At 65.5% G+C, this 18,040-nt stretch carries 19 protein-coding genes; 11 read left to right on the top strand and 8 right to left on the bottom strand.

The genetic code is table 11. The features are described from left to right. Positions 1–79: 79 nt before the first annotated feature. Both katG and CO670_RS20830 read left to right on the top strand, forming a co-directional pair. Positions 80–2,266, top strand: coding sequence for a catalase/peroxidase HPI (gene katG, locus CO670_RS20835; protein WP_097592042.1), 2,187 nt, complete (start codon positions 80–82; stop codon positions 2,264–2,266). Between the two features lie 608 nt (positions 2,267–2,874). After that, positions 2,875–3,600: an SDR family oxidoreductase gene (locus CO670_RS20830; protein WP_097591990.1), complete on the top strand. Its 726-nt coding sequence runs from the start codon at positions 2,875–2,877 to the stop codon at positions 3,598–3,600. A 24-nt stretch (positions 3,601–3,624) separates the two neighbouring features. Here the strand turns inward: CO670_RS20830 and CO670_RS20825 are convergent, their stop codons facing one another. The 4 genes from CO670_RS20825 to CO670_RS20810 form a co-directional block, all read right to left on the bottom strand. Continuing rightward, entirely contained in the window at positions 3,625–4,029 is a 405-nt protein-coding gene (locus tag CO670_RS20825; RefSeq protein WP_097591989.1) for a type II toxin-antitoxin system VapC family toxin, read from the bottom strand. After that, positions 4,026–4,286, bottom strand: coding sequence for a type II toxin-antitoxin system VapB family antitoxin (gene vapB / locus CO670_RS20820; protein WP_097591988.1), 261 nt, complete (start codon positions 4,284–4,286; stop codon positions 4,026–4,028). Before vapB ends, CO670_RS20825 begins: the two co-directional genes overlap by 4 nt. 65 nt (positions 4,287–4,351) lie before the next feature. Beyond that, positions 4,352–4,903 (bottom strand): DUF3299 domain-containing protein, encoded by a 552-nt coding sequence (locus CO670_RS20815; protein WP_176538992.1) that lies wholly within the window; start codon positions 4,901–4,903, stop codon positions 4,352–4,354. Positions 4,904–5,166: 263 nt separating this feature from the next. Further along, positions 5,167–5,622: an SgcJ/EcaC family oxidoreductase gene (locus CO670_RS20810; RefSeq protein ID WP_088675990.1), complete on the bottom strand. Its 456-nt coding sequence runs from the start codon at positions 5,620–5,622 to the stop codon at positions 5,167–5,169. Between the two features lie 193 nt (positions 5,623–5,815). On the opposite strand from CO670_RS20810, the gene CO670_RS20805 reads away from it, so the two are divergent. From CO670_RS20805 to CO670_RS20790, 4 genes are all read left to right on the top strand, one after another. Continuing rightward, positions 5,816–6,937: a sensor histidine kinase gene (locus CO670_RS20805; RefSeq protein WP_097591987.1), complete on the top strand. Its 1,122-nt coding sequence runs from the start codon at positions 5,816–5,818 to the stop codon at positions 6,935–6,937. After that, on the top strand, positions 6,934–7,593 hold the full coding sequence (locus CO670_RS20800) for a response regulator transcription factor (protein ID WP_097591986.1): 660 nt from the start codon (positions 6,934–6,936) through the stop codon (positions 7,591–7,593). Before CO670_RS20805 ends, CO670_RS20800 begins: the two co-directional genes overlap by 4 nt. Further along, complete coding sequence (locus CO670_RS20795) at positions 7,590–9,530, top strand: ATP-binding protein (protein WP_097591985.1); 1,941 nt, start codon at positions 7,590–7,592, stop codon at positions 9,528–9,530. The genes CO670_RS20800 and CO670_RS20795 overlap by 4 nt, the downstream gene beginning before the upstream one ends. 225 nt (positions 9,531–9,755) lie before the next feature. After that, entirely contained in the window at positions 9,756–10,223 is a 468-nt protein-coding gene (locus tag CO670_RS20790) for a response regulator (RefSeq protein WP_088675986.1), read from the top strand. A gap of 29 nt (positions 10,224–10,252) precedes the next feature. On the opposite strand, the gene CO670_RS20785 is transcribed toward CO670_RS20790, so the two are convergent. Together CO670_RS20785 and CO670_RS20780 are read right to left on the bottom strand one after the other, a co-directional pair. Further along, positions 10,253–10,825 carry a pyridoxamine 5'-phosphate oxidase family protein gene (locus tag CO670_RS20785; RefSeq protein WP_097591984.1) on the bottom strand — a complete coding sequence of 191 codons (573 nt, stop codon included), beginning with the start codon at positions 10,823–10,825 and terminating at the stop codon, positions 10,253–10,255. Between the two features lie 14 nt (positions 10,826–10,839). Then, complete coding sequence (locus CO670_RS20780; protein ID WP_097591983.1) at positions 10,840–11,544, bottom strand: SDR family oxidoreductase; 705 nt, start codon at positions 11,542–11,544, stop codon at positions 10,840–10,842. 106 nt (positions 11,545–11,650) lie between these two features. On the opposite strand from CO670_RS20780, the gene CO670_RS20775 reads away from it, so the two are divergent. Further along, a complete protein-coding gene (locus CO670_RS20775; protein WP_097591982.1) occupies positions 11,651–12,526 on the top strand; it encodes a LysR substrate-binding domain-containing protein in 876 nt (291 codons plus the stop codon). Between the two features lie 42 nt (positions 12,527–12,568). On the opposite strand, the gene CO670_RS20770 is transcribed toward CO670_RS20775, so the two are convergent. After that, complete coding sequence (locus tag CO670_RS20770; protein WP_097591981.1) at positions 12,569–13,030, bottom strand: nuclear transport factor 2 family protein; 462 nt, start codon at positions 13,028–13,030, stop codon at positions 12,569–12,571. Between the two features lie 141 nt (positions 13,031–13,171). Here CO670_RS20770 and CO670_RS20765 point away from each other — a divergent pair, with 141 nt between their 5' ends. Further along, positions 13,172–13,537 (top strand): helix-turn-helix domain-containing protein, encoded by a 366-nt coding sequence (locus CO670_RS20765; RefSeq protein ID WP_097591980.1) that lies wholly within the window; start codon positions 13,172–13,174, stop codon positions 13,535–13,537. Between the two features lie 144 nt (positions 13,538–13,681). On the opposite strand, the gene CO670_RS20760 is transcribed toward CO670_RS20765, so the two are convergent. Then, complete coding sequence (locus CO670_RS20760) at positions 13,682–14,650, bottom strand: zinc-dependent alcohol dehydrogenase family protein (protein ID WP_097591979.1); 969 nt, start codon at positions 14,648–14,650, stop codon at positions 13,682–13,684. Positions 14,651–14,702: 52 nt separating this feature from the next. Here CO670_RS20760 and CO670_RS20755 point away from each other — a divergent pair, with 52 nt between their 5' ends. The 3 genes from CO670_RS20755 to CO670_RS20745 are packed head-to-tail and all read left to right on the top strand — an operon-like array spanning position 14,703 to position 17,814. Continuing rightward, positions 14,703–15,119 (top strand): thioesterase family protein, encoded by a 417-nt coding sequence (locus CO670_RS20755; protein ID WP_097591978.1) that lies wholly within the window; start codon positions 14,703–14,705, stop codon positions 15,117–15,119. 3 nt (positions 15,120–15,122) lie between these two features. After that, positions 15,123–16,643 carry an AMP-binding protein gene (locus tag CO670_RS20750; RefSeq protein ID WP_097591977.1) on the top strand — a complete coding sequence of 507 codons (1,521 nt, stop codon included), beginning with the start codon at positions 15,123–15,125 and terminating at the stop codon, positions 16,641–16,643. After that, complete coding sequence (locus CO670_RS20745) at positions 16,621–17,814, top strand: thiolase family protein (protein WP_097591976.1); 1,194 nt, start codon at positions 16,621–16,623, stop codon at positions 17,812–17,814. The genes CO670_RS20750 and CO670_RS20745 overlap by 23 nt, the downstream gene beginning before the upstream one ends. Positions 17,815–18,040: the final 226 nt, after the last annotated feature.

Below are 18,040 nucleotides of genomic sequence, written 5' to 3'. Positions count from 1 at the left end.
ACTGCAAGGGAGAGAGTGGGGCGCCAGCTCGGCTCATCTTTTTGAACCGCAGACAGATCAAGCAATGAAGGAGACGATCATGGACAACCCCACTGACACCGCAGGCAAATGTCCTGTGGCCCATGGCAACACGCCGCGCGGCCATTCCAACCGCGACTGGTGGCCGAACCAGCTGAACGTGCAGATTCTTCATCACAATTCCGGCCGCGCCGATCCGATGGGCAAGGATTTCGACTATGCCGAGGCGTTCAAGAAGCTCGATCTCGACGCGCTGAAGAAGGATCTCACCGCGCTGATGACCGATTCGCAGGAGTGGTGGCCGGCCGACTTCGGCCATTACGGCGGCCTCTTCATCCGCATGGCCTGGCACAGCGCCGGCACCTACCGCATCACCGACGGCCGCGGCGGCGCCGGTCAGGGTCAGCAGCGTTTCGCGCCTCTGAACAGCTGGCCTGACAATGCCAACCTCGACAAGGCCCGCCGCCTGCTGTGGCCGATCAAGCAGAAATACGGCAACAGCATCTCCTGGGCCGACCTGATGATCCTCACCGGCAACGTCGCGCTCGAATCCATGGGCTTCAAGACCTTCGGCTTCGCCGGCGGCCGCGCAGACGTCTGGGAGCCGGAAGAGCTCTACTGGGGTCCTGAAGGCACCTGGCTCGGCGACGAGCGCTACAGCGGCGAACGCCAGCTCGCCGAGCCGCTCGGCGCCGTGCAGATGGGCCTCATCTACGTCAACCCGGAAGGTCCGAACGGCAATTCCGATCCGCTGTCTTCGGCCCGCGACATCCGCGAAACCTTCGCCCGCATGGCGATGAACGACGAAGAGACCGTGGCGCTGATCGCCGGCGGCCACACTTTCGGCAAGACCCATGGCGCTGGCGACCCGTCGCTGATCGGCGCCGAGCCGGAAGGCGGCGCGATCGAGGACCAGGGCCTCGGCTGGAAGAGCGCGTTCGGCACCGGCGTCGGCAAGGATGCCATCACCGCCGGCCTGGAAGTCACCTGGTCGCAGACGCCGACCAAGTGGAGCAACTACTTCTTCGAAAACCTCTTCGCCTTCGAATGGGAGCTGACGACAAGCCCGGCCGGCGCGAAGCAGTGGCAGGCCAAGAACGCCGAAGCCTCCATTCCGGATGCCTACGACGCCGGCAAGAAGCATCTGCCGACCATGCTGACGAGCGACCTCGCGCTGCGTTTCGACCCGGTCTACGAGAAGATCTCGCGCCGCTTCCTCGAAAATCCGGCTGAGTTCGCCGACGCTTTCGCCCGCGCCTGGTTCAAGCTGACCCACCGCGACATGGGCCCGAAGGTCCGCTACCTCGGCTCGGAGGTTCCGGCCGAAGACCTGATCTGGCAGGACGTGATCCCGGCCGTCGACCATCCCCTCATCGACGACAAGGACATTGCCGAGCTGAAGGCCAGGGTTCTTGCCACCGGCCTCAGCGTGCAGGAACTGGTTTCGACCGCCTGGGCGTCCGCCTCGACCTTCCGCGGCTCCGACAAGCGCGGCGGCGCCAACGGCGCACGCATCCGCCTTGCCCCGCAGAAGGACTGGGAGGCCAACCAGCCGGCCCAGCTCGCCAAGGTGCTCGGCGTCCTCGAAGGCCTCCAGAAAGACTTCAACGCCGCCCAGACCGGCGGCAAGAAGATCTCGCTCGCCGACCTGATCGTGCTTGCCGGTGCAGCTGGCGTCGAAAAGGCTGCGGCCGCCGGCGGCACCACCGTCAGCGTGCCCTTCACGCCGGGCCGCATGGATGCTTCCGAAGCCCAGACGGACGCGCATTCCTTCGCAGCGCTCGAGCCGCGCATCGACGGCTTCCGCAACTATGTGAACGGCAAGCGCCTGCAGTTCATGAAGCCTGAGGAAGCGCTCGTCGACCGCGCCCAGCTGCTGACGCTGACCGGACCCGAGATGACCGTCCTCGTCGGCGGCCTGCGCGTCCTCAAGGCCGGCCAGCCGGAACACGGCGTCTTCACCGCCCGTCCCGAGACGCTGACGAACGACTTTTTCGTCAACCTGCTCGACATGGCCACGCAGTGGGTTCCCGCCGCCGGCAAGGACGGCGTCTACGAAGGCCGCGACCGCAAGACGGGTGCTGCCAAGTGGACCGGCACCCGCGTCGACCTGATCTTCGGCTCGCACTCGCAGCTGCGCGCCTTCGCCGAAGTCTACGGCCAGGCCGACGCCAAGGAGAAGTTCGTCAAGGACTTCGTCGCCGCCTGGAACAAGGTCATGAACGCCGACCGCTTCGACCTCGTCTGATCGGTTCAGCGAATTTTGCCCGGGCGCGGTTTCGGCCGCGCCCGGGTTTTTTTGTCTGTATGGGATGCCTCGTATTGCTCAAGGCGTTCATTCTCCTGTCTCACCAAGTCAGATTAGGTGGATATGGGCACCACCTCTCCTCCGTCATCCCTGTGCTCGTCACAGGGATCCAGCGCGCCCAAGTCCTTGGGCGCGGGAGACTTCCTTGCCTTCAGGAAAGTCATTCACCGCGCGGACGCGCGGTGGCTGGATTCCTGTGACGAGCACAGGAATGACGGAGGAGAGGTGGTGCATCCGACCTCAATAACCAGTTTACGAGTGACTGGTGAGGAGTGTGGGGTTGGCCTCCGGTCACTTTTCCGCAGCCGTTTCATTTTTACTCGGCGTCGTCCTCGGCCTTGTGCCGAGGATCTGCTGCCCTATCCACCGGAGGCAGATACTCGGGACAAGCCCGAGTATGACGGACGAGAGGTCAGCCATTCTCTCCCGCGCCGAAGCTCCCGGCGCACCAGCGCCCAATCGCCTAGACCATCCCCGCCACACCGCAGACTTCTAGCCATGACCGACCTCAAATGCGATAGATGATCGACACATTTGGAGGAGTGGATATGAACGGTTTGCAGGGTAAAATCGCCGCCATCACCGGCGCTGCCTCGGGCATTGGATTGGCGATGACCGAGGCGGTCATCGCGGCGGGCGGTACGGTCGTGATGATCGATCGGGACGAGGCGGCGCTGGAGGCGGCCTGCGGCAGGCTCGGAGAGAAGGCGATCGCGCTGCCGCTCGACCTTCTCAACCCGGAGGATTGCGCCGGTCTGCTCGACGGCATTCTCTCGAAGGCCGGTCAGCTCGACATCTTCCATGCCAATGCCGGCACTTATATCGGCGGAGATCTGGCGGAGGCCGACCTCGATGCGATCGACCGCATGCTCAATCTGAACGTCAACGTGGTCATCAAGAACGTCCGGACGGTCATACCCCATATGATCGAGCGAGGGACGGGAGACATCATCGTCACCAGTTCGGTCGCGGGCCATGCCGCGGTTCCATGGGAGCCGGTCTACTCTCCTTCGAAATGGGCGATGCACTGCTTCGTCCAGACCATGCGGCGGCAGCTCCTGAAGAACGGCATCCGCGTCGGCTCCGTCTCGCCGGGTCCCGTCATCAGCGCGCTGCTGAAAGACTGGCCGGAGGAGAACCTGCGCAAGGCAAAAGAGGCGGGCGCGCTGATCGAACCGCGCGAAGTCGCGGAAGCCGTCGTCTTCATGCTGACCCGGCCGCGCAACGTGACGATCCGCGACATGGTGATCCTGCCGAGCGCCTTCGACATATGATGCGAGAGGCTGCCGGGGCTACCGTCAGACCGTCCAATCCTCGACGCGCAGGCCATCCACGCGACGGAACTCGCCGAGATTGTTCGTGATGAGAACGAGATCCCGCGTCTTCGCCTGCGCGGCGATCAGCACGTCATAGGGACCGATCGGCGTTCCCTTTGCCGCCAATGCCGCGCGGATCTCTCCTGATGCCAGCGCATCCTCGCGCTCGAAACCGACCGCCGGGAAATCCGCCATGAACAGGCGCAGAGTTTCGAGGTTGTAGGAAATTTTCGCGCTCTTATAGGCGCCGTAATAGAGTTCATGCATGACGATGGTGGAAAGTCCGATCGATCCTTCGTCGCTGCCGATCACGCGCGTCAGCAATGCGTCGGATTTCCTGCCGATCAGCGCGGTCACCGCATTGGTGTCGAGAAGATGCGTGATCACTTGAAGAGGTCCTGAAGATCCGGCCTCTCCTGATCCTCCGGCTGCTCGCGTCCTTGCGCCAGAAAATCGTCGCTGAGGCCGCGTTCGAGGGCGCTCCTCAGGGACGCCCAGCGCATGCCGGAATCGGCGCGCGGCCGCAGAATGACCGCATCGCCTTCGCGCGTCACCTCCACCTGGTCGACATCGAAGCGGAATTCCTTCGGCAGCCGGACGGCCTGCGAATTGCCGGATTGAAACACGCGCGCATATTGGGGCATGGGAAGCCTCCGCGATTTTCGTATATATTCTTATGTATATACGCACTCGGCGATGTTCGCGCAAGCTAGCGCGGCACGACACCGAAAGGCGAAAGCGACAGCAGATCGGGATCCTTCGTCGCCGTCGCCTTCGCCACCTCGGCATGGCCCATGCTGTAGCCGTAGGAGAGGACGCGGACGCCGTCGATCATGAAGAACTGCGCCTGATCGAGGCCGGGCCGCAGCGTGCCCGTCACGGTGACGGTCTCATAGATTTTTTCGAGGTGCAGCGGCTCCTGCGGAACGACGCGAACCAGCTGGTTGGGCGGCGGCGTGGGCATGTGGCTGCAGGCCCCGGCCCAGGGCACCAGCAGGAATTCATAGACGAGATCGCCGTCCTGATCGGTCGGCAGCACGAAGCCGGTCAGTTCGACCGGATGGCCCTCGTCGCGCCAGACCAGGGTTTCGCCCTGCGGGCCGCTGACCGCTTTTGGCGACAGCGGAACCGTCGCCCTCGCCTGATCGGCCGGCCGCAAGGCGCTCCAGAAAATCGGCTGCGCCGCGGCGAGGACGCCGGACACCGGCCATGCCGAGCCGAGCGCGAGCACCGTAAACATCAGAAATCCGTGCTTCATCATCGCGTCTCCCGGGCCGGCCGCTTCAACGGCCTTGCCGCTGCCCGGGGATGCTACCCGATCCCGCCCGGCCGTCAAAGCTCCCGGGTGTCGCATCCAACTTATCATCCTCGGCCTTGTGCCGAGGATCTGCCGCATCTCAACCCTAGCAGATGCTCAGGGCACAAGCCCACGCATGACGAAAGGGACGTTGGCAGGCATCGTCCGCAATCAGGAGATCCCGTGTGGGATGGACACGGGATCTCCCTGCCGGATCGGTCGGACCTTTACTTCTCCGGCATCATCGAGGAGTGGTGGGAGGTGATCAGCCAGTTCCCGTCCTTGAACTCATAGGTGTAGGTATAGCGGGCGGGCACCTTCGAGCCGTCCTTCATGGTGAAGGTGTAGGTGCCGGTATCGACCGCCCAGTTGCAGCCGGTCTTGATGGTGCGGCTGTCGATATGGCCCTTGGGGCCCTTTTCCAGGAAGTGCTTGAAATAGTCGATCCGCTCTTCCTGGGTGAGGCGCGGCTTGTTCGCCAGCGTCGCCAGCAGCACGGAATCTGCGCTGTAGTTCTTGGCGACCTCCTCGGGATTGAGCGTCGCCAGCGAGGCGTTCCAGCGGTCGAAGAGCTTGGCGACCTGTTCTTCGCTCACCGGCGCGCAGGTCGCCGTTTCGGCCGCGCTGGCCGACTGGACCTGGACGAAACCGATGACAAGGGCGGCAGCAATGATCGTACGCATGTTTGAGTTCCTTTGTGGCGGTCCCGGGCGACATCGCATCGGTCAACCGCATGACCGATAGTTAAGCGCCGGCGCACCGCAGCCCCATCTGCCGGGTGGCTTCGATCCGGTCTGCCGAACGGCATAGATGACATTCCCGCCGGAATGACTATCGTGCCCGCGTCATTGATTTCAGGAACAGCCCCCGCTGGGCATGGAGCATACCATAGATACGACGCATTCGCTCGATGTGGCGGAGATGAGAGCGCTTTACCGGGCGGCGGAAGCGCGGGCGGCGCGGCTGCGTTTCATCATCGAGACGCGCAGCCTGCTCGATGCTGGGGCCTTCGCAACGGCGGCACCCGAGGTCCTGTCGCGGCTTGCCGATTTCGCCGGTGCCACGCTTGCGACGCTCAGCTTTCCGGCACCGCAGGGAGAGACGCGCACGCAGCTGACGATCGGCCGGCCGGCCGGCAATGACGCGATCCTCTTTGCATCAGAGGAAGGCGCCGCTCTTTCCCTGACGCTGACCGGTGCAAAGGCGCGCGCCCTCGATGCAGACGACCGGCAGACGCTGGAAGTGGTGGCCGGCCAGCTCGCCGATGCCTGCAATCTCGAACGGCAGGCGGCGGAAAAGCAGGCGCTGCTCGGCGATCTCGAACGCCAGCGCAGCGAACTCGCGGCGCTTGTCGCGCAGCTGATCCAGGCGCAAGAGCAGGAGCGGCAGCGGGTGGCGCTCGATCTGCATGACGGCGCCGCACAGCTCGCCGCCGGCCTCAGCTACCGCCTGCAGGATCTCGCCGCCCGCATCGGCGAGGCGCATGCGCTGAAGCCTGACATCGACCAGCTCGCGGCCCTCGCCCGCCATTCCGTCGCCGATCTGCGCGCCGCCATCGCCGATCTTCGCCCGCCCGAGCTCGACGATCTCGGCGTCGCCGCCGCGCTGCGCACCCGTCTCGACGCGATCGACGGCATGGAGGTGATCGCCGATCTCGATGCCGGGGCCGACCGCTGGCCGGCCTCGACCGGCATCATCTTCTACCGCGTCGCCCAGGAGGCGATCACCAATGCGGTCAAGCACGCCGAGGCGAGCCGGCTCGTCGTGCGGCTTTTCGAAGACGGCGCGGGCCAGGCCCATCTCGAAGTGATCGACGACGGCAAGGGCATCGGCGAGGCACGCCATGCTGAGGTTCAGGGCAGGGGCGCCCGGCTCGGCATTGCTGGCATGCGCGAAAGGCTGGCGCTGCTCGGCGGCCGTTTCGAGATCGGCGCCGGCGCTTCCGGCGGTACACATGTCCGCGCCGCGGCACCCCTCACGCAGGAGACGGCGGGATGACCGCATCCATTCTCGTCGCCGACGATCACGACATCGCCCGCGCCGGCCTGATCGCCATGATCGGCGGCCAGGAGGATTTCCATGTCGCTCTTGATGTGCGCGACGGCACGGAGGCGGTGGAGGCCGCAGCCCTGCACAAGCCTGATCTGGCGCTGCTCGATATCCGCATGCCCCGCATGGATGGGCTAGCGGCGACGCGGGAAATCCGGCGCGTCTCGCCCGGCACCCGGGTGATGATCATCACCATGCATGACAGCCTCGATTATCTGGAAGCGGCGATCGAGGCCGGCGCCACCGGCTATCTGCTGAAGGATGCGAGCCGCGACGACATTCTGCGCACCATCCGCCGCGTGCTTTCGGGCGACGCCTTCTTCGACGGGCCGCTGGTCGCAAGGCTGCTGAAGCGCGCCGCCACCAAGCCGCAGACCAATGCCAGCGCCTTGGAAACGCTGACCGTGCGCGAGCGCGAGGTGCTGACCAAGGTGGCCGAGGGCCTGACCAACAAGGAGATCGGCCGGGCGCTGAAGATCTCGCCCGGCACCGTCAAGATCCATGTCGAGCGCATCATCGCCAAGCTCGGCGCCGGCGACCGCACGCAGGCCGCCGTCATGGCGGTGCGCGGCGGGCTGGTGCAGACGGCAAGGGAAGAGCCATGATGCCGCGCTTCGCCGACCTGCCGCTCAGGGCAAAGGGCATCGTCATCATCATGGTGCCGCTGGCGCTGCTCTTGGCCGCGCTCGCCTCGGTCTTCGTCGCCGACCGGCAGAGCCGCATTGCCGAGGATCAGGTGCGGGTGACGCTGGAAATCCAGTCCGGCATTCAGGAGCTGCATGCGCTGATCGCCGAAGCGGCGACGGCCATGCGCGGCTACCTGCTGACCGGCAGGGCCGATTTTCTCGATCCCTTCAACCGGGCGGAGGACAGGCTGCCCGTCGTGCTCGACGAGGTCGGCCGGCGCTTGCGCGACGAAGAGCAGAAGGCCCGCCTCGAGCGCATCAGCGCCTTGGTCGATGCCAAGGTCGACCGTCTGCAGCTCCTGAAACAGGCCGACATCCTGCGCGCCGGCGGGCGCGAGGATCTGGCCGCCAAGCTCATCGAGGGCAAGCAGGTGCTCGATATGCTGCGGCAGGAGATCGACGCGATGAACCGGCGCGAGGCCGATCTCCTCAACGCCCGGACGCAGGCCGCCGACCGGGTCCGCACCCTGTCGCGCAGCCTGATGATATCAGCCGGCTTTCTCGGCTTTGCCGGCGCGCTCGTCGCCGTCTTCCTGTTTTCGGCCAGCATCGTGCGCCGCGTGCATGCGCTGAAAGCCGAGGCGCACCGCCTCTCGCAGGGCGAGGTCGTGACATCGGCCGATCCCTTCCGCGATGAGCTCGGCAATCTCGGACAGGCGCTCGCCGATGCGAGCGTGCTTCTGAAAAAGCGCGAGGCCGATCTGACCGAGAGCGAGGAGCGCTTCCGCCAGCTGGTCGAGGGCGTCAGCGATTACGGCATCTTCGGGCTCGATCCCGACGGGCGGGTGGTGAGCTGGAATGCCGGTGCTGCGCGGATCACCGGCTACCAGGCCGAAGAGATCGTCGGCCAGCATTTCTCCCGCTTCTATCCCGCCCCGACCAGAGAGACATTTCCGGGAGAGGAACTTTCCAAGGCAGCCCTGCACGGCCGCACCGAAGCGGAGGGCTGGCGCCTGCGCAAGGACGGCTCGCGCTTCTGGTCGCATGTCGTCGTCACCGCCCTTCACGACGAGACCGGGCGGCTGCGCGGCTTTTCCAAGATCACCCGCGACATTACCGAGCGCAAACAGTTCGAGGAGGCGCTGCTTGCCGCCCGCGAGGATGCGGTGCGCGCCAGCAACGCCAAGAGCGAATTCCTGTCGCGCATGAGCCATGAGCTGCGCACGCCGCTGAATTCCGTTCTCGGTTTCGCCCAGCTTCTGGAAATGGATGTTACCGACGCCGAATCCCGGGAGAGCGTCGCGCAGATATTGCGGGCCGGCCGGCACCTGCTGAGCCTGATCGACGAGGTGCTCGACATGGCGCGGATCGAGGCCGGGCGCATGGATCTCACCGTCGAGCCGCAGCCCGTCGCCGAGGTGATCGAGGAAGCCGTGGCGCTCGCAAGGCCGCTCTGCGGCAAGCAGCAGATCCGCATCGAAGTCACCGAGGCCGAACCGGATCTGACGGTGCTCGCCGACCGCCGGCGTCTCCTCCAGGTGTTCCTCAACCTGCTTTCCAATGCGGTGAAATACAATCGCCCGCGGGGCAGCGTCACCGTCAGCCACCGGGTGCTCGACGACCGCATCCGCATCGAGGTCAGCGATACCGGCCCCGGCATTCCGGCCGAGCGCGTCGCGCGCCTGTTCACCCCCTTCGACCGGCTGGGCGCCGAGCGCATCAGCCAGGAAGGAACCGGCCTCGGGCTGGCGCTCTCCAAACATCTGATCGACGCCATGGGCGGCACGCTCGGCTTCAGCAACCGGGAGGGCGGCGCAACGTTCCACGTCGATCTGCCGCGCGCACCTGCGGCGATACGGAGCGCCGAGGCGCAAGGAATAGCCCCTCATCCGGCTGCCGCCACCTTCTCCCCGTAAACGGGGCGAAGGGGACAAGCCGCAACCTCTCGGTCCCTCGCCAGCTTCTCGCAGGGCACGTCCCCTCGCCCCGTTTACGGGGAGAGGGTTAGGGTGAGGGGCACTTATCAACATGAACCAGACAGCCGCGGTGTTTCTCGGCAAGCCTGGCAACGCCCCATCGCTTTGATTTTGTTGCGCCGCTTGCTATCAGTGCGGCATCGCTTTCGACGAAGTTTGGGGTCCATGACAGATACCACCGATATCCTGCGCGCCTCGACGATCCTGATCGTCGATGACGAGCCCGCCAATGTTTCGCTGCTGGAGCGCATCCTCAAGCGCGAGGGCTTTACGGCGCTGATCAGCACGACCGAGCCGCGCGAGGCCCTGCGGCTCTTCCGCGAGCATCCCGTCGATCTTGTGCTGCTCGACCTGATGATGCCCGACCTCGACGGTTTCGCGCTGCTGGAGACTTTCGCAAGGCTCATCCCCGACGACAGCTATCTGCCGATCCTGGTTCTGACCGCCGATGCGACGCTGCCGACGCGCCGGCGCGCGCTTTCGCTCGGCGCGAAGGATTTCCTGACCAAGCCCTTCGATGCGATCGAGGCGGTGCTGCGCATCTTCAACCTGCTCGAAACCCGCATCCTGACGCTGGAACTCGCCAGGCACGGGCTGGCGACGCCGAGATCGGAACGTCCGAGGATCGATTGACCGACCTCCGAAAGCACCGCGATCTCAGGTCAGGGATTGACCCAGCGGCAATCGGAGAGGGCGCCAGCTTCGTCATAGGAGAACAATGCCCTGCGATTGTCCTGCTGGCGCAGCTGGAACCAATCCAGCGTGCTCGCCCGAAAGATCAGCAGGCCGAAACGCGCCTTCCCCTCGGCCTCATCCGCGGGCTCTGCCATGTCGATCGTTTCGAAGGCGCGCTCGTCCCCGGGCGGGCCGCCGGCATAGGTCAACCGCGTCCGCGCGGGCAGCCTGTCCCATGCGGCATGGGCCGCTCCGCTTCCCGGCCCATGAAGCTCGACCTCTCCCTGAAGCCGAAGCTGCAGCCGGCTCCCGGCGCTGAAGCCGAGGACCGTGACATGAGGATTGGCCGAAAGCTCCAGCCATTTGCGGCTGCGTATATCCGTATGAAATTCGAGACGCCGCGCCGATCTTTCGGCCGCACGCAGCACGACCATGCGCGCCTGCGGCCTCATCTCGGTATCGACGGAGCAGAGGTTGAGATAGCGGAAACCCGACTGCGGATCTGCCGCAGCCGTTTCGAGCTCCGCCCATGCCGCGGCGTCGATGTCGGTCAATTCCACCGGCAGGCTCCCGCTCAGACGGAACGGGCGATGCCGCCGTCGACGCGGATGTTCTGGCCGGTGATATAGCCGGCACCCTCGGACAGGAGGAAGGCGATGGTGGCCGCGATCTCCTCGCTGGTGCCGTAGCGGCGCATCGGAACGCTGTCGCGCCGCTCCTCGGTGGCGGGCAGGCTGTCGATCCAGCCGGGCAGGACGTTGTTCAGGCGGATGTTCTTGGCCGCATAGGTGTCCGCGAAGATCTTGGTGAAGCTCGCCAGGCCCGCGCGGAAGACGGCCGAGGTCGGGAACATCGGCGAGGGTTCGAACGCCCATGCCGTCGAGATATTGACGATGGCGCCGCCGCCCTGCCTCTCCATGATCGGCGCCACCAGCCGGATCGGCCGCACCGCGCTCAGGAAATAGACTTCCATGCCTCGGTGCCAGTCTTCGTCTGAGATATCGAGGATCGGCGCGCGCGGGCCGTGGCCGGCGGAATTGACCAGCGCGTCGATGCGCCCCCATCGCTCCATCGAGAGATCGACGAGCCGCTTCACGTCCTCGTTGGACTGGTTGGAGCCGGTGACGCCGACGCCGCCGAGTTCCTTCGCCAGCGCCTCGCCCTTGCCGGAGGAGGAGAGCACGGCGACGCGGTAGCCGTCCTCGGCCAGTTTACGCGCGGCTGCGGCGCCCATGCCGGATCCGCCTGCGGTGATGAGAGCGACTTTTCCTTCAGACATTGAAACCTCCGCCAGCTGAATTTGCGCAGCATTATGCCAGATATGCTGCCTGCTTTCGCGCGAGAAAGAAACATGCGAGACTGTAGAAAATCTACTGGATAGGCCGATGATCCAATCCCGCCGCGCGCTGCCGCCGTTGAATGCCCTGCGCGCCTTCGAGGCTTCGGGCCGCAGGCTGAATTTCCGCGCCGCCGCAGAGGAACTCGGTGTCACCCAGGGAGCGATCGCCCAGCAGGTTCGCGCACTGGAAGATCAGCTTGGCCTCCGGCTGTTCCAGCGCCAGCCCCGCGGCCTTGCGCTGACCGCGCAGGGTGCCGCCTATCTCTCCGACGTGACCCGCGCCTTCGATATGCTTGGCGAGGCGACCGGACGGCTTTTCGCGCGGCCGGAAACCGTGACGATCAGCGTCACCCCGACCGTCGCCGCCAAGCTTTTGATCCCGCGCCTCGCCGAGTTCTACAGCGCCCTTCCCGAGGTGGATCTGAGGACGGTCGCCACCGAGGCGCTGGCGGATTTCGACCGCGACCAGGTGGATATCGCCGTGCGCCTGACCGGCCAGGCATTCCCGGCGACGCTGGAGGCAAGGCTGCTGTTCCGCCAGGAACTGGTGGCGGTCGCGAGCCCGCATCTGGTCAAGGGCCTCACCCTTCCCTTGAGCCGCGAGGAGCTTTGCAAGCTGCCGCTTCTGCATGACTCGCACGATCGCTGGGGCATGTTCCTCGCAATCCGCGAAAAGCTGCCGGGCGCGGCCTTCAACCATACGACGCTGGCGCTCGACGCCGCACTCGCCGGCCAGGGCGTCGTGCTCGCCTGCCGGGCCTTCGTGATGGCCGATCTCGAAGCCGGGCGGCTGGTGCAGGTGACGGATGAAACGGCGGCCGTCGGCGCCGATTACTTCCTCGTCCGCAAACGCTCGCCATCGCCGCGAAAGGCCGTGGACGCGGTGTGGGACTGGTGCGCGGCGCAGCTGTCGCTCGCCTGAGAGCCGGGTGATCGGGGCCGGCTCACGCCGGCCCAGTCATGTTCAGAACATGGTGTTCTTGTTGGCGGCCTCTTTCGGAACCGCCTGGATCACATCCCAGTGCTCGACGATCTTGCCGTCCTTGACGCGGAAAATATCGACGATCGCCTGGCCGCGATCCTCGGTGCCGTTCGTCGCATGCACATGCAGCCAGACGAGATCGCCATCGGCGGAGCTGCGGACGATCTTCGCCTTCGACTGCGCGTTGTCCTTGAAGAAGCCGGTGAAGAAGGACACGAAAGGCTTCTTGCCATCGGGAACTTCAGGATTGTGCTGCCGATACTCGTCGGCGACAACCGAAGCGGCGTCGATATCGTGCTTGTTGAAGAAGCGGTCGTAGAACTCCACCACCAGCTTCCGGTTGGCTTCCTCGACCTTCAAATCCCGAGAGGCGGCAAAAGCGCCTGAGGGCATGGCGATGCCTGCCAGAATGGCGAGTGCGCAAAGCGATTTCCCGAATGTCATGCATCAAACTCCTTGGTATGAATCCGCGATCTAGCCTAAGAAGCAGACTATGAGGCTTGGTCTAGGACAGCGCGAAATGCCCAGCAAGAAGGCAGTTTTCAGTGCCAAGGTCAGCGTGCGATGACCGAGAGGAAGGACGCCATGCCTGAGAAAACGGACGGGCCGGGCGCGGGATGCCCGATCAGGGGCGTGCTCGACCGCATCGGCGATCAATGGAGCCTGCTGACGCTCGAGGCGCTGGAAACCGAAAAGAAGCGCTTCAACGAGCTGCTGCGCGAGATCGGCGACATCTCCAAACAGATGCTCTCCAAGACGCTGCGGCATCTGGAGCAGGACGGCTATGTCAGGCGCACCGTCTATCCCGAAGTGCCGCCGCGCGTGGAATATGAGCTGACGGACCTCGGCCGATCCTTCCTCATCCCGATGAAGGCCCTGGTCGGCTGGGCCGAGCAGAACCATCCTGAGATCATCCGATCGCGGCTGCGGCATGAGCTGACGGCTGATTGATGAGGAGATTGCCCCTCACCCTAACCCTTGCCGGGATCGAGCCACTGGTCTCGACCCGTCCTTCGGACCCCCGTAAACGGGGCGAAGGGACATGCCGGATGAGGGCTGCGGCGGTTCGTAGCCGCACCAACGCCCGTGAGAGCGTCAGGCAAGCAGCACCTTGCCGCCAGTCCGGAAAGGAAGGGCGGCTTGCAGCGCCTCGCCGATCCTTTCCAGGGGAAACACCTCCCGCACCTCGGTGGCGATCACCTTTGCGGCGATCTGCGCGGCCACCTCGGAATAGGCGCGCTGGACATTGTCCATGCTTTCGGAATGGACCCATTCCCTGAGATGGCAGAAGGAAAAGGTGATGTCGGGATGGGTGGCCCAGAAGGAATTCGGGATGCTTTGGCCGGAAAGCAGCCCATAATGCACGAAATGCCCGCCCGGCTTGAGCGCATCGGCAAGGACCGAGGCGCGCGGGCCGCCGACGCAGTCGAGCACGGCATCGAGCCCATGCCGGCCGGCGAGGCCGGCTGCGAGGTCGCTGTCCTCCCTGTCGACGATGACGGCCTCGAGCCGGCCGCGCAGGCGCCGGCGGGATTCTTCGCTGCGGACGATCGCCACCGGCTCGACGCCTGCGGCATTGGCGAGACCGATGAGGATCGACCCGATCGAGGAGGCGGCGGCATTGACGGCGATGCGCATGCCAGGTCTCAGCCCGATCTTTCCGTGCAGCATCAGCCAGGCCGTCATCGGGTTGACGTAGCTTGTGGCAGCCTCGAAATCGGAAAGCGCGTCGGGCACGCGCAGGCACCAGCCGGGATCGGTGTCCTTGAACTCCTGCCAGCCGCCGGCGCTGCGCACCGGCAGCACGCGCGTGCCCGGCTTCAGCCCATAGACTTCTTCGCCGCAGGCTTCGACCACGCCGAAGGCTTCGAAGCCCGGAATGAAGGGCAGGGTCGTGCGGCCGGCATAGGCGCCCGAGATGGTGATGATATCGGAGGGGTTGATCGCGCGGGACAGCAGCCGCACCCGCACCTGATCGCGCCGCAGCGCCGGCAGCGGCGTCCGCTCGATCCCGACGACCTCCTGGGCCGGGCCGAATTTTCGCACCAGCGCCTGATATTGCATTGCATCCCCCTGAGAACAGCGGTTAGAACAGCCCACCAATTTGGGTGATCGAATGAGCGTTGACGACAGGCCTTTAGCATCGTTCCGGGTCTCGATGCGAGACATCGACATCTATGGCCATGTCCATAATTCGGTCTACCTCGACTATTGCGAGGATGCCGTCGTCGAGTTTCTGCGCCACCGCGAGATCCTCGGCCACTTCCGCCACACGACCTCGGGTGTCGCCTATCACGTCAAGAAGGCTGAGATCACCTTTCACAACCCCATCGACGTCGACGATGTCGTCGAGGCGAAGGTCGCCGTCGAGAAGATCGGGCGCACCAGCCTCGCCTTTACGATCGAACTCTTTCGCCGGCGCGACGGCGCCCATTGCGCAACGGCCGGCCTCGTCTGGGTCTGCGTCGGCCTCTCCGACAGCCGCCCGACGCCGATCCCGGAGGCGACCAGAGCCGCCTTGTCGCAGGGCTGATCCATGCCGATCCATGCAGAGCTTCTTCGACACGCCACGGAGAGACCGGACAAGCCGGCGGTGGTAATCGACGGCTGCGCGCTCAGCTATGGCGAACTCTACGCGCGCTCGCGGGCGATCTATCGCTTTCTCCAGGAACTGCCCGGCGCGAACCGCCGCACGATCGATCTTCCCGGCGTCAAAAAGCTCGTTGCGCTCAGCCTCGGCAACCATATCGGCTTTGCCGAATATTTCGTCGCCGCCACCGCCTTGCCGCATGCCTGCGCCGTCATCGATCCGATGATGCCGGCCGAAAGAATCAAGCGCATCCTCGAGCGCCTTGCGCCTGACGTGCTGGTCGCCGACGACGCGGCGAGCCCCAGTGCCGAGATCGGCCGCCGGCTCGGCATATCGGTCGTCATCGCCGGAGCAGAGCCCTTCGATCTCACCGCGCCGGGAGAGGACCTGCCGGATGCAGACGGCATCTTCCTGATCGGCTTCACCTCGGGCACCACGGCCGAGCCGAAAGCCTATTGCCGCTCGCGCGAGCAATGGCGCCGGAGCCTCGACCGGGGACGGCTGGTTTTCGAACTCCAGGAGGCGCCCTCGACCCTCTGTCCGGGTGCCCTGGCGCACGGCCTGGCGCTTTACGCCCTGGTGGAAGCGCTCGATGCCGGGGCGACCTTCCATTCGGTGCGGAAGTGGGATGCCGGCGCGGTCGCGCGCACGCTCGCCTCCGCACAGATCGAACGGCTGGTCGCGGTGCCGACCCATATAGCCGGGATCGCCCGCGCATGGGCTGGCGAGCCCGCGCTCGACTGCCTGCGCGACGTGCTGACCGCCGGCGCCAAGCTGAACCTCAACGAGGTCGAATCCATGCGCCGCCTTTTTCCCAAGGCACGCATCCGGGAATATTACGGCGCTTCCGAGATCGGTTTCATGACGGTCTCGACGCTTGCCGGCGGCGAGACCGATTTTCCGATCGACCGGGTGGGGCAAGCCTATCCCGGCGTCGAGATCACCATTCGCGACCCTGAAGAAAACGATGTCGGCATCGATGTGCCGGGCACCATCTTCGTCAACAGCGACCTCATCGCCGACGGCTATCTCTGGGGCGATGACGACCAGGCGTTCCGGGTGACGCCATCAGGCGCCACCGTCGGCGATCTCGGCGAGATCGACGCCAACGGTATGCTGCGGGTGATCGGCCGGGCCGGCGGCATGATGATCTCGGGCGGCAACAACGTCTATCCCGCCGAAGTCGAGAGCGCGCTGAAGACCTGCCCCGGCGTCGAGGAAGCCGTCGTCTTCGGGCTGCCGGATGCCTATTACGGCCAGAGGATCGTCGCCGTCGTCTCCGGCGAGGCGATCGATGCGAAAATCCTGGCCGAGCATTGCGCGGACAAGCTTGCGCGGTTCAAGATCCCCAGGCAATTCTACCGGATCGGCGCCTGGCCGATGACGAGCAGCGGCAAGATCGCCCGCGGCCAGGTGCAGGCATCGGTCACTTCGGGAGACGGCCTTGTCCTACGCCTATCAGCCTGACGAGGATTGGCAGCCGGTGGTGGTCGCCGCCTACCGCACGCCGATCGGCCGGGCCTTCGGCTCGCTCGCGGCGGTCGCGGCCGAAGACCTGCTCGCGCCGATCATCCGCCGCATCGTCGCCGAGACGGGCATCGCGCCCGAGGCTATAGACGACGTGCTGGTCGGCAATGCCGCCGGCGGCGGCGGCAATATTGCGCGGCTGGCGGCCCTTTCCGCCGGCCTGCCGATCGCCGTTCCCGGCGTCGCCATCGACCGGCAGTGCGGTTCCGGCCTCGAAGCGATCATCCTGGCCGCCCGGCTGATCCAGGCAAAGGCCGGCTCATGTTTCCTGGCCGGCGGCGTCGAGAGCGTCAGCACCGCGCCATGGCGGGCCGAAAGGCCGAAAGCCAATGGCGCCCTGCCGCGCTTCTACGGCCGCGCCCGCTTCTCCCCGGATGCGATCGGCGATCCCGATATGGGCGTCGCCGCCGAAAACGTCGCCCGCGAATTTGCCATCTCACGCCAGAGGCAGGATGAATTCGCCCTCCGCAGCCACCGGCTTGCCGTCAAGGCGGCCGAAGCCGGCCTCTTCCAGCCCGAAACCGTCGAGATCGCCACCGGCCACGGGCTGGTGGAGCGGGACGAATGCCCGCGCCCGACGACATCGATGGAAGCGCTGGCAAACCTCAAGCCCGTCTTCCTGGCCGGCGGCTCGGTGACGGCAGGCAATGCCTGCCCCCTCAATGACGGCGCCTGCCTGGTGCTCGTCATCAGCCGCGGCATGGCCAGAAGCCTCGGCATCGAAAAGGGCCTCGCCTTCATCGACAGCGCGGCGGCCGGCGTCGATCCCAACCTGCTCGGCATCGGTCCGGTCGCCTCGACCAAAAAGCTGCTGCAGCGCCAGCCCGATCTCGCGCTCTCCGCGATCGACGCCATCGAATTCAACGAGGCCTTCGCCGCCCAGGTGCTGGCGTCGCTCGATCAGCTCGAAATCTCTCCGGATGCGGTCAACAGGGAAGGCGGCGCCATCGCACTCGGCCACCCCTTCGGCGCTTCCGGCGCGATTCTCGTTACCCGGCTATATACTCAGCTGCTCCGCAGCGGCGCTCCCGGAGCCACCGGCCTCGCCATGATCGGCATCGGCGGCGGCATCGGGCTGACGGCGCTGTTCGAGGCGGTTCGGCTTTCGTGAGGGCGGGAGTATGCCGCAGCGTCTCGATTCCCTCTTCTCCCCAGCGGGGAGAAGGTGCCCGTAGGGCGGATGAGGGGGCCTGTGACGCAGGTTCTTCGGCTATGTCTACGCGGACGTTCGACTGGAATGCCGGGCATGGCGTTGCCGCAAACGTGGCAAGATAGTTTAAACGGAAAGGGTTTTCCGTGCGGCCCCCTCATCCGCCTGCCGGCACCTTTGTAACTTC

This window comes from Rhizobium sp. J15, from assembly GCF_002531825.1.
Lineage (GTDB): Bacteria > Pseudomonadota > Alphaproteobacteria > Rhizobiales > Rhizobiaceae > Rhizobium.
The sequence above is the reverse complement of the archived record's forward strand: the minus strand, read 5'-3'. Positions and strand labels throughout refer to the sequence as shown.

Excerpts from the sequence above, each read along its gene's own strand:
- CO670_RS20780 (WP_097591983.1), bottom strand. The coding sequence starts at position 11,544 with ATGTCTGAAGGAAAAGTCGCTCTCATCACCGCAGGCGGATCCGGCATG.
- CO670_RS20755 (WP_097591978.1), top strand. The coding sequence starts at position 14,703 with ATGAGCGTTGACGACAGGCCTTTAGCATCGTTCCGGGTCTCGATGCGA.
- vapB (WP_097591988.1), bottom strand. The coding sequence starts at position 4,286 with ATGCCCCAATATGCGCGCGTGTTTCAATCCGGCAATTCGCAGGCCGTC.
- CO670_RS20795 (WP_097591985.1), top strand. The coding sequence starts at position 7,590 with ATGATGCCGCGCTTCGCCGACCTGCCGCTCAGGGCAAAGGGCATCGTC.
- CO670_RS20770 (WP_097591981.1), bottom strand. The coding sequence starts at position 13,030 with ATGACATTCGGGAAATCGCTTTGCGCACTCGCCATTCTGGCAGGCATC.
- CO670_RS20810 (WP_088675990.1), bottom strand. The coding sequence starts at position 5,622 with ATGCGTACGATCATTGCTGCCGCCCTTGTCATCGGTTTCGTCCAGGTC.
- katG (WP_097592042.1), top strand. The coding sequence starts at position 80 with ATGGACAACCCCACTGACACCGCAGGCAAATGTCCTGTGGCCCATGGC.
- CO670_RS20765 (WP_097591980.1), top strand. The coding sequence starts at position 13,172 with ATGCCTGAGAAAACGGACGGGCCGGGCGCGGGATGCCCGATCAGGGGC.
- CO670_RS20750 (WP_097591977.1), top strand. The coding sequence starts at position 15,123 with ATGCCGATCCATGCAGAGCTTCTTCGACACGCCACGGAGAGACCGGAC.
- CO670_RS20790 (WP_088675986.1), top strand. The coding sequence starts at position 9,756 with ATGACAGATACCACCGATATCCTGCGCGCCTCGACGATCCTGATCGTC.
- CO670_RS20830 (WP_097591990.1), top strand. The coding sequence starts at position 2,875 with ATGAACGGTTTGCAGGGTAAAATCGCCGCCATCACCGGCGCTGCCTCG.
- CO670_RS20815 (WP_176538992.1), bottom strand. The coding sequence starts at position 4,903 with ATGATGAAGCACGGATTTCTGATGTTTACGGTGCTCGCGCTCGGCTCG.
- CO670_RS20800 (WP_097591986.1), top strand. The coding sequence starts at position 6,934 with ATGACCGCATCCATTCTCGTCGCCGACGATCACGACATCGCCCGCGCC.
- CO670_RS20805 (WP_097591987.1), top strand. The coding sequence starts at position 5,816 with ATGGAGCATACCATAGATACGACGCATTCGCTCGATGTGGCGGAGATG.
- CO670_RS20775 (WP_097591982.1), top strand. The coding sequence starts at position 11,651 with ATGATCCAATCCCGCCGCGCGCTGCCGCCGTTGAATGCCCTGCGCGCC.
- CO670_RS20760 (WP_097591979.1), bottom strand. The coding sequence starts at position 14,650 with ATGCAATATCAGGCGCTGGTGCGAAAATTCGGCCCGGCCCAGGAGGTC.